The sequence below is a fragment of the Streptomyces sp. NPDC058157 genome, assembly GCF_042884105.1.
Lineage (GTDB): Bacteria > Actinomycetota > Actinomycetes > Streptomycetales > Streptomycetaceae > Streptomyces.
In genome coordinates this window covers 1-8,832 of record NZ_JBHVUQ010000249.1, presented here as the reverse complement: position 1 = coordinate 8,832, position 8,832 = coordinate 1, and the positions used below count along the sequence as shown (strand labels likewise).

Sequence of the window (8,832 nt, the reverse complement as noted above, 5' to 3'; positions counted from 1 at the left end):
AGCGGGGGGTGGGGGGGTCTGTTTTTTTTCTATACCCCCCTGGTCCGCCCCCCGGGGGGGGCCCCCCCCCCGGGGGGGGGCGGCCCACGCCCCTTTTCGCGCTGCGGTCACTCCGGCTTCGGGTGGATCCGGCGGGGGCCGGCGGCGGGGTGGTCGCGGAGCTTGTCCTGCAGGAAGCGGCTGGTCTCGGTCAGCCGGGGCGGGCCGCTGAGCGGCGGGACCCCGGAGACGCTGACGCCGGCCGGGACCGGTGCCACGTAGTGGTCCGGCGCGGTGACGGTGGTGTACCCCGTCGTGGCGGCGATCACCGCCGTCAGCACGAGCGCGGCCCGCGCCCAGCGGCGGGCGCGGTGCTCGCTGAGGGTGCGGACGGTGGCCGCGGCCGGCGGCTCCAGCGGCACGGCGGGCCGCACCGCGCCGAGCCACTCGCGCAGCACGGCCGACTGCTCCTGCGGGGGCACGCCGGCCAGCCCGGGGAGCCGGGCGGCGAGGTCGGCGTGGGCGTGGAGCAGCCGGTTGCCGGTGGTGGGGGTGCTGGCCTCCGTCTCCGCGGCGGTGTCGGGCAGGTCGAGGCCGACGCCGTCGTAGAGCAGCACGGTCCGGCGGTGCGCGGGCGGCAGGGACAGGAGGGCGCCCAGCAGGATGCGGTCGTTGGGGTCGGCGGGGGCCTTGTCGGGCTGGCCGAGGGTGCGGTGGGCCCGGCGCAGCCGCCGCCAGGGGGAGAGCGCGTACTCGTAGGCGGCGGAGCGGACCCAGCCGACGGGGTCGGGGTCGGTGGCCACCTCGGGCCACTGCGCCCAGGCCTGACGGAACGCCCGCTCCACGGACTCCTGCGCGAGGGTGCGACGGCCCGTCAGCAGGTAGACCTGCCGGACGAGGGCGGGCGCGGTGTACGCGTAGAGCGAGTCGAACGCCTCGGCGGGCCGCGCGGGGCGCGCGGGCCGCGCGGGGCGCGGAAGTACGGGTGCGGGTGCGGGTGCGGGTGCGGGTGCGGCGGGCGGGGCCCCGTCGCCCGGGCCCGCCGCCTCCGACGCGACGGCGCCCGCCGGGGCGTGGTGGGGTGGTGGTGGGGTTTCTGTGGGGGGTTCCGGTGGGGTGACGGTTGGTGGCGTGGTGTGGTCCGGCAGGGCGGGGGGCGGTGTCGGGTCGGCCCAGGCCGGGATGTGGGTGGGGCGTGGGGCGAAGGCCGGTACGGGGGGCTCCGTCACGGCGTCCGGGGAGGACGGGGGCGGTGCCGCGTTCGCCGTGGCGTCGCGCGTCCCGGCCGGGGCCGGTGGGCCGGCTTCGGTGTGCAGCGGGGGGTGGGGCCGCTCCGGTGCGGCCCGGTGGGGTGGGCTGGAGGGGGGCTTCGGGGGGCGTTTCGTGGCGCGGGCCGGGCGGGTGTGCGGGCGGCCCCCGCCCGCGCGCGCGAGGCGGTCCAGGAGGGCCGCGTACGCGGCGCGCGTGCGCGCCCCCGGCTCGGTGCGGCCCGTCTCCCACGAGCGGACCGTGCCGGGGGTGACCCCGAGCTCCGTCGCGACCTGTTCGTGCGTCAGTTCGCCCGACTCGCGCAGCCGGCGGCGCTCCTTGGGGGGCGGCAGGCCCCGCTCCGAGCCGGAGCCGGAGCCGGTCTCGACGTCTGGCGTCATGTCACACTCCCCGCGACCTGGCAGCACAGTACTGGGCGATAAAGTACATAAACGTATATTGGGCGACACAACGGACAATCGCCTGTTACCCACCCATAGCGCGTGTCGTTGGCACCATGACGGTGTGACCCAAGTGATCGAACGCGGTGCCCCGTTGCCGGCGGCCCCGCAGCCCCGGGCGCCGCGCCGTTCACCCGCGGCGGCCGCCTGCGTGCTGGGCGGCGCCGTGGCCGCCGGACTGGGGCTCGGCTTCCTGGCCGTGCTCGTGATCGTGCTGTGGATCAGCTCCCCCTATCCCGACAGCGGCCCCGGCGGGGCGCTGCACCTCGCCGCCGGACTGTGGCTGATGGCCCACGGGACCGAACTCGTCCGCTACGACACCCTGTCCGGGGTGCCCGCACCCGTCGGGGTGACCCCGCTGCTGCTGGTGGCGCTGCCCGTGCTGCTGATGCGGCGGGCGGCCCGGCTGGGCAGCGCCTCCGGGGTCGGCGTGGGCGTGGGTGTCGGGGCGGAGGCGGAGGCCGAGGAGGTGCTGCCGGCGGGTGCGGTGTTCTCCGCCGTGCTCTGCGGCTACCTGGCGGTGGGCGCGCTGGCCACGCTGTACGCGGCGGGCGGCCCGATGCCGGCCGACCCGATCAGCGCCGCCTGGCACCTGCCGCTGGTGGCGGTGTTCGCCACGGGCGCCGGGGTGTGGGCGGTCAAGGGGCGCCCCGAGGGGCCGCCGCCGGGCTGGGTCCCGGAAGCCGTGCGCAGGGCGGCAGCCCGGCCGCGGTACGCGCTGGCGCTGCGGTCGGGGGCGGCGGGGGTGCTCGTCTTGCTGGGCGGCGGCACGGTGCTGGTCGGGGCGTCGCTGGTGTGGCACGCGGGGGAGGTGCAGTCCTCGTTCCTCACGCTGACCGGGGTGTGGTCGGGGCGGTTCGCGGTGCTGCTGCTGGCGGTGACGCTGGTGCCGAACGCGGTGGTGTGGGGCGCGGCGTACGGGCTGGGGCCCGGGTTCGCGGTGGGGACCGGGGCGACGGCCACGCCGCTGGGCTTCGAGGGGGCGGCGGCGCTGCCGAGGTTCCCGCTGCTGGCGGCGCTGCCGCCGGAGGGGCCGGGCACCCCGCTGACGTGGGCGGCGGCCGGGGTGCCGGTGGCGGCGGGGCTGGTGGTGGGGTGGCTCGCGGTGCGGCGGGCGCGGGAGGTCTCGTACGGGGAGACCGCGCTGACGGCGGCGCTGGGGGCGGTGGTGTGCGGGCTGGCGACGGCCGGGCTGGCCGCGGCGTCGGCGGGCTCGCTGGGGACGCGGACGCTGGCGGCGTTCGGGCCGGTGTGGTGGCAGGCGGGGGCCGCGGCGGCGGGGTGGGTGCTGGTGCTGGCGGTGCCGGTGGCGGTGGGGGTGCACGGGGTGCGGAACCGGCCGGTCGGCTCCGCCGGTGCCGCCGGTGGGGACGCGTGGCACGACTCGGGGGTGCGGGAGTTGAGGTGGGCGTTGTTGCGGGAGGCGGCCCTGCCGATGGTTGCTCCCGCGACGGAACCCCTACCGCCACCGCCGACTCCGCAGCCCGATCCGGCCCCCGCTCCGGAGACCCCGGCCGCGGGCCCGGCTCCGGCCTCGGGTCCGGCTCCGGCTGCGGGTCCGGCCCCGGCCCCGGCTCCGGCGGAGGTTCCGGCCGGGGGGGCTGGGGTACCGGAGGCGGATGTGGTGGGGAGTCAGGGTGGGGCTTCGGTGGAGCCGTTGGCGCCGGGGGTGGTCGGGGCGCGGGTGCTGGCGCGGCGGCCTCCGGAAGCCTGAGCGGGCCGGGGCCGGGGGGCCGCTGCGCGGAGCAGCCTCCCCGCCCCGCCCTTCCACCGTTCCCCGGGGCTGCGCCCCGGACCCCGCTCCTGCGGGCTCCGCCCCCAGACCCTCCCCCAGCGCCTCAAACGCCGGGCGCCCGGTACCGGGGGGTCAGGGGCGGAGCCCCTGGGAACGGGCGAAGGGCGGGGAGGGGCCTGCCCCGCGCAGCGGAACCACCCGCGCCCCCACGGGGACACCGGTACCCAGGCCGCGGATGAGTAGCCGCGCCCTGTTCCGTGCGGTCGCGCCCCGCGAGCGTAGGGGACATGACAGCCAGCGCACGCGACCTCGCCGCCGCCACCCCCGCCACGCGCGACCGGTACGTCGACCTGCTCCGGGTCGCCTCCCTCGGGACCGTCGTCCTCGGCCACTGGCTGATGGCCGCCGTCGGCGCCGACGGCATAGGGAACCTGCTCGCCCTCCTGCCCGGTCTCCAGGTCCTCACCTGGGGGCTCCAGGTCATGCCGGTCTTCTTCTTCGTCGGCGGGTTCAGCCACGCCCTGTCCTACCGCTCCCTGGAGCGCCGCGCCGCCGGCCGCCCCGTGTACGCCGTCTTCCTGCGCGCCCGGCTGCGCCGCCTGCTGCGGCCCACCCTGGTGTTCGTCCTCGTCTGGGCCGCCCTGGCCCTCGCCGTGCAGCTCGCCGACGCCGACCGCGGCCCGCTGGCCGGGGCCGCCCTGCGGATGGTGACGCAGCCGCTGTGGTTCATCGGGATCTACCTCGCCATGGTCGCCCTCACCCCGCCCCTGCTGCGCGCCCACGCCCGCTGGGGATGGGCCGCCTTCGCCGCGCTCGCCGGCGCCGCCGCCCTGGTCGACGCGGCGCGCTTCGCCCTGCACCTCCCGTACGCCGAGTTCCTGAACTTCGCCTTCGTCTGGCTCGCCGTCCACCAGCTCGGCTTCCTGCGCGCCGACGGCCGCATCCGCCGCCCCGCCCTCCTCGGCGGCGCCGGCCTCGCCGGGGCGGTGCTCCTCGTCGCCGCCGGGCCGTACCCGCTGTCGATGGTCGGGATGCCCGGCGAGAAGGTCTCCAACATGGCCCCGCCCACCCTCGCCCTGCTCTGCCACGGCATGTGGCTGGTCGGCGCCGTCCAGCTGCTCGCCCGCCCCGCCGCCGCCCTCCTCGCCCGGCCCCGCGTCTGGCGCGGGGTGGTCGCCGCCAACGGGGTCGCCATGACCGCGTTCCTGTGGCACCTCACCGCCATGCTCGGCGTCTACGCCGCCCAGCTCGCCCTCGGCCTCGCCCTGCCCGAGCCGGCCACCGCCGCCTGGTGGGCGCAGGCCCCGGTGCGGATCCTCGCCGCCGCCGGGCTCACCGCCCTCCTCGTGGCCGGCTTCCGCCGCTTCGAGGCGCCCTCCCCGGCGGACGCCACCCCCGGCAGCGGCCCCGCCGCCGCCCTCGGCACCACCCTGTCCCTCCTCGGGATCCTCGGCCTGTCCAGCACCGGCCTCGGCGGCCTCCTGGAGGGCCACACCGCCGTCCTCGTCGCCCTCCCGGTCACCGCGCCCGCCGCCATCGGCATGGCCCTGGCGGGCGCCTGGCTGGTGGAACGGTCGGTGCCGGTGCGGAGGGTTAGGCTGAGGGGCTGATCCACACCCTTTCCCTGGAGCGCGTCTGATGGCCGTCAACCTGGTCAATGTCGAGGCAGTCAGCAAGGTGTACGGCACCCGTGCCCTGCTCGACGGCATCTCCCTCGGCGTATCCGAGGGCGACCGGATCGGCGTGGTCGGCCGCAACGGCGACGGCAAGACCACCCTCATCCGGATGCTCGCCAAGCTGGAGGAGCCCGACACCGGCCGGGTCACCCAGAGCGGCGGCACGCGGATGGGCGTCCTCACCCAGCACGACTCCCTCGACCCCTCGGCCACCATCCGGCACGAGATCATCGGCGACATGGCCGACCACGAGTGGGCCGGCAACGCCAAGATCCGCGACGTGCTCACGGGCCTCTTCGGCGGCCTGGACCTGCCCGGCTTCGGCCAGGGCCTGGACACCGTCATCGGCCCGCTCTCCGGCGGCGAGCGCCGCCGCATCGCGCTCGCCAAGCTGCTCATCGCCGACCAGGACCTCCTCGTCCTCGACGAGCCCACCAACCACCTCGACGTCGAGGGCATCTCCTGGCTGGCCGCCCACCTCCAGACCCGCCGCAGCGCCCTCGTCTGCGTCACCCACGACCGCTGGTTCCTCGACCAGGTCTGCACCCGCATGTGGGACGTCCAGCGCGGCTCCGTCTACGAGTACGAGGGCGGCTACAGCGACTACGTCTTCGCCCGCGCCGAACGCGAGCGGATCGCCGCCACCGAAGAGGCCAAGCGGCAGAACCTGATGCGCAAGGAGCTGGCCTGGCTGCGCCGCGGCGCCCCCGCCCGCACCTCCAAGCCGCGCTACCGCATCGAGGCCGCCAACGAGCTGATCGCCGACGTGCCGGAGCCGCGCGACAAGTCGGAGCTGATGCGCTTCGCCAACGCCCGCCTCGGCAAGACCGTCTTCGACCTCGAGGACGTCACCGTCACGGCCGGCCCCAAGACCCTCCTCAAGCACCTCACCTGGCACCTGGGCCCCGGCGACCGCGTCGGCCTCGTCGGCGTCAACGGCGCCGGCAAGACCTCCCTGCTGCGGGCCCTCGCCGAGGCCGCCCGCACCCAGGGCGAGACCCAGCCCGCGTCCGGCGAGATCACCGTCGGCAAGACCGTCCGCCTGGCCTACCTCTCCCAGGAGGTCGGCGAGCTCGACCCGTCGCTGCGCGTCCTGGAGGCCGTCCAGCGCGTCCGCGACCGCGTCGACCTCGGCAAGGGCCGGGAGATGACGGCCGGCCAGCTGTGCGAGCAGTTCGGGTTCACCAAGGAGAAGCAGTGGACGCCCGTCGGCGACCTCTCCGGCGGTGAGCGGCGCCGGCTGCAGATCCTGCGCCTGCTGATGGACGAGCCCAACGTCCTCTTCCTCGACGAGCCCACCAACGACCTCGACATCGAGACCCTCACCCAGCTGGAGGACCTCCTCGACGGCTGGCCCGGCTCGATGATCGTGATCTCCCACGACCGGTTCTTCATCGAGCGCACCACCGACACGGTGATGGCCCTGCTCGGCGACGCGAGCCTGCGGATGCTGCCGCGCGGCCTGGACGAGTACCTGGAGCGCCGCCAGCGGATGATCGAGGCGGCCGCCCCGGCGCCGGCCCCGGCCGCCGCGGCCAAGACGACGTCCTCCGGGGACTCCCGTGCCGCGAAGAAGGAACTCCAGAAGATCGAGCGGCAGCTCAACAAGATGTCCGACCGCGAGTCGAACCTGCACGCCCAGATCGCCGAGCACTCCACCGACTACGACAAGGTCGCCAAGCTCGACGCGGAGCTGCGCGAACTCATCTCCGAGCGGGACGAATTGGAGATGCGCTGGCTGGAACTGGCCGAAGAGGCCTGAGTCCCGGGGCCCCGCGGGGCCCGATAACAGGCGCGTCACGGGCCGGTCCGCCCTTGGGAACAGGGGTGCGACCGGCCCGTTGCGTACCGGCCACCAGTGATAGAAAGGGTCGGTTCTTTTCGATCTCCTCCGGGTCCCGCCCGGTTCACCGACCGCCTGAAGCCGAAGGTATGCGCTGATGACCGAGCCGCCCCAGCCGCCGAACCAGCCACCGACCCCTTCCGGTTACGGCCACCTCCCCGGGCCGCCCCAGCCGGGATACGGCTACCCGCCGCCCGGCGGCAACCCGTACGCCCAGCAGCCGCCGACCGTCCCCCAGCCCCTGGTCCAGCCGGGCGGCCACGGCTTCCCGCCGCCGGGCGGCCCCGCGGGCCCGCCGCCCGGCGGCCGCCGCAAGGGCGCGGTCGTCGCCCTGGCGGCCGTCGCGGGCGTCGTCGTCCTCGGCGCGGGCGCCTGGTTCGCCTTCGGGACCGGCGACGACCCGAAGAAGCCCGCCGCGCAGGCCTCCGCCCCCGCCGACCCCAAGCCCGCCGGCTCCCCGTCCGTGGACAAGGGCGACGGCAGCGGCAACGGCGCCCCCGAGCAGACCGACCTCAACGCGGGCCGCAAGCCGGGCGAGGACAAGGCGCTGTGGCTCAAGACCGTCAAACTGCAGAGCCCCGGCACGGGCATTTCCACCCGGGGCCAGTGGGTGGTCGGCGACACCGTCGCCAAGACCGTCGGCAACACGGTCGTCGGCTACGCGGTGACCGACGGCAAAGAGAAGTGGAGGCTCGACCTCCACACGGAGATCTGCGGGCTCGCCGCCCAGACCACCGGCGACGGCAAGACGGTCGTCGTCGTCAAGGACGGCACCGGCTCCAACGCCGAGTGCAACCAGCTGAAGCAGATCGACCTCAAGGCCGGCAAGGAGGGGTGGACCAAGACGGTCGCCAAGGAGAACATGTTCGACGGCGGCGGCAGCGCGGCCCTGAGCCTCACCGGCGACACCGTCGTCGTCAACCGGCTCGGCGGCACCAGCGCCTACCGCGTCACCACCGGCGACAAGCTGTTCTCCGGCAACGTCCCCGAAGGCTGCCAGCCCACCCAGTACGCCGCCGGCCGCGACAAGGTGCTCGGCATCGCCCTGTGCCTGGACGCCGACCACACCGTCGAGGTCCAGGACGCCGACCCGGTCACCGGCAAAAAGAGCTGGGCCTACCGCCTTCCCAAGGGCTGGCAGGTCAACGGCGTCTACTCCGTCTTCCCGGCCGTCCTCGACATCGGCAACCGGGACACCAAGGAACGCGCCGTCATCGCCCTGACCGCGGACGGCAAGAAGCGCTCCAGCATGGCCGCCGAAGGCTCCTTCACGGTCAACTGCGGCACCAGCACCCTGGACGACCTCCAGGGCTGCGGCGATTCCGCGGTCGACGGCGACACCCTCTACCTTTCGACCGACGGCAAGGTCGGCGACAACAACGAGATCGTCGCCTTCGACCTCGCCACCGGCAAGTCCAAGTGGCGCCGGGCCGCCGGCGAGAAGCAGGGCCTGATCCCGCTGAAGGCCGCGAACGGACAGCTGATCGCCTACCACACCGGCGCCCTGGACCAGCCGGGCGAGATCGTCTCCATCCCGGCGGCCGGCGGTACGCCCACGACGCTGCTGCGCCTGCCCTCGGGACCGGCCGCGAAGATCGAAGGCTCCTTCATGTTCTCCAAGAGGGCCTACGAGGACGGCCGCTTCTTCCTGTCCGTGACCACGCTGATGGGCAACAGCACGGACGAGAAGCTCCTGATGGCATTCGGCAAGTGAACGCGTCCACCGAGCCGCCCACCGAGAGGCAGTAGCAGCAGATGAGCACCCCGCCGCCCCCCAGCCAGCCGCCGTCCGGCGGATTCGGCGGCCCCCCGCCGCCGCCCGGCCCGCCGCCGGGGCAGCCCCCGGCCGCCCCCCAGGCCCCCGGCACCCCGCCGCAGGCCCCGCAGGCC

5 protein-coding genes are annotated in these 8,832 nt (G+C 75.5%); 4 read left to right on the top strand and 1 reads right to left on the bottom strand.

Features of this window, described 5'->3' with window-relative positions:
* Nucleotides 1-107: 107 nt before the first annotated feature.
* On the bottom strand, nucleotides 108-1,628 hold the full coding sequence (locus tag ACFVXK_RS34355) for a helix-turn-helix domain-containing protein (RefSeq protein WP_389619871.1): 1,521 nt from the start codon (nucleotides 1,626-1,628) through the stop codon (nucleotides 108-110).
* Nucleotides 1,629-1,752: 124 nt separating this feature from the next.
* Between ACFVXK_RS34355 and ACFVXK_RS34350 the strand changes: the two genes are divergently transcribed.
* From ACFVXK_RS34350 to ACFVXK_RS34335, 4 genes are all read left to right on the top strand, one after another.
* A complete protein-coding gene (locus ACFVXK_RS34350) occupies nucleotides 1,753-3,402 on the top strand; it encodes a DUF6350 family protein (RefSeq protein WP_389619868.1) in 1,650 nt (549 codons plus the stop codon).
* A gap of 308 nt (nucleotides 3,403-3,710) precedes the next feature.
* The gene (locus tag ACFVXK_RS34345) at nucleotides 3,711-5,033 is read left to right on the top strand and encodes an acyltransferase family protein (RefSeq protein WP_389619865.1); all 1,323 of its coding nucleotides are present in this window, start codon (nucleotides 3,711-3,713) and stop codon (nucleotides 5,031-5,033) included.
* A 28-nt stretch (nucleotides 5,034-5,061) separates the two neighbouring features.
* Entirely contained in the window at nucleotides 5,062-6,861 is a 1,800-nt protein-coding gene (locus ACFVXK_RS34340) for an ABC-F family ATP-binding cassette domain-containing protein (protein ID WP_389619862.1), read from the top strand.
* Between the two features lie 178 nt (nucleotides 6,862-7,039).
* Nucleotides 7,040-8,656 (top strand): PQQ-binding-like beta-propeller repeat protein, encoded by a 1,617-nt coding sequence (locus tag ACFVXK_RS34335; protein WP_389619859.1) that lies wholly within the window; start codon nucleotides 7,040-7,042, stop codon nucleotides 8,654-8,656.
* Nucleotides 8,657-8,832 lie beyond the last annotated feature (176 nt).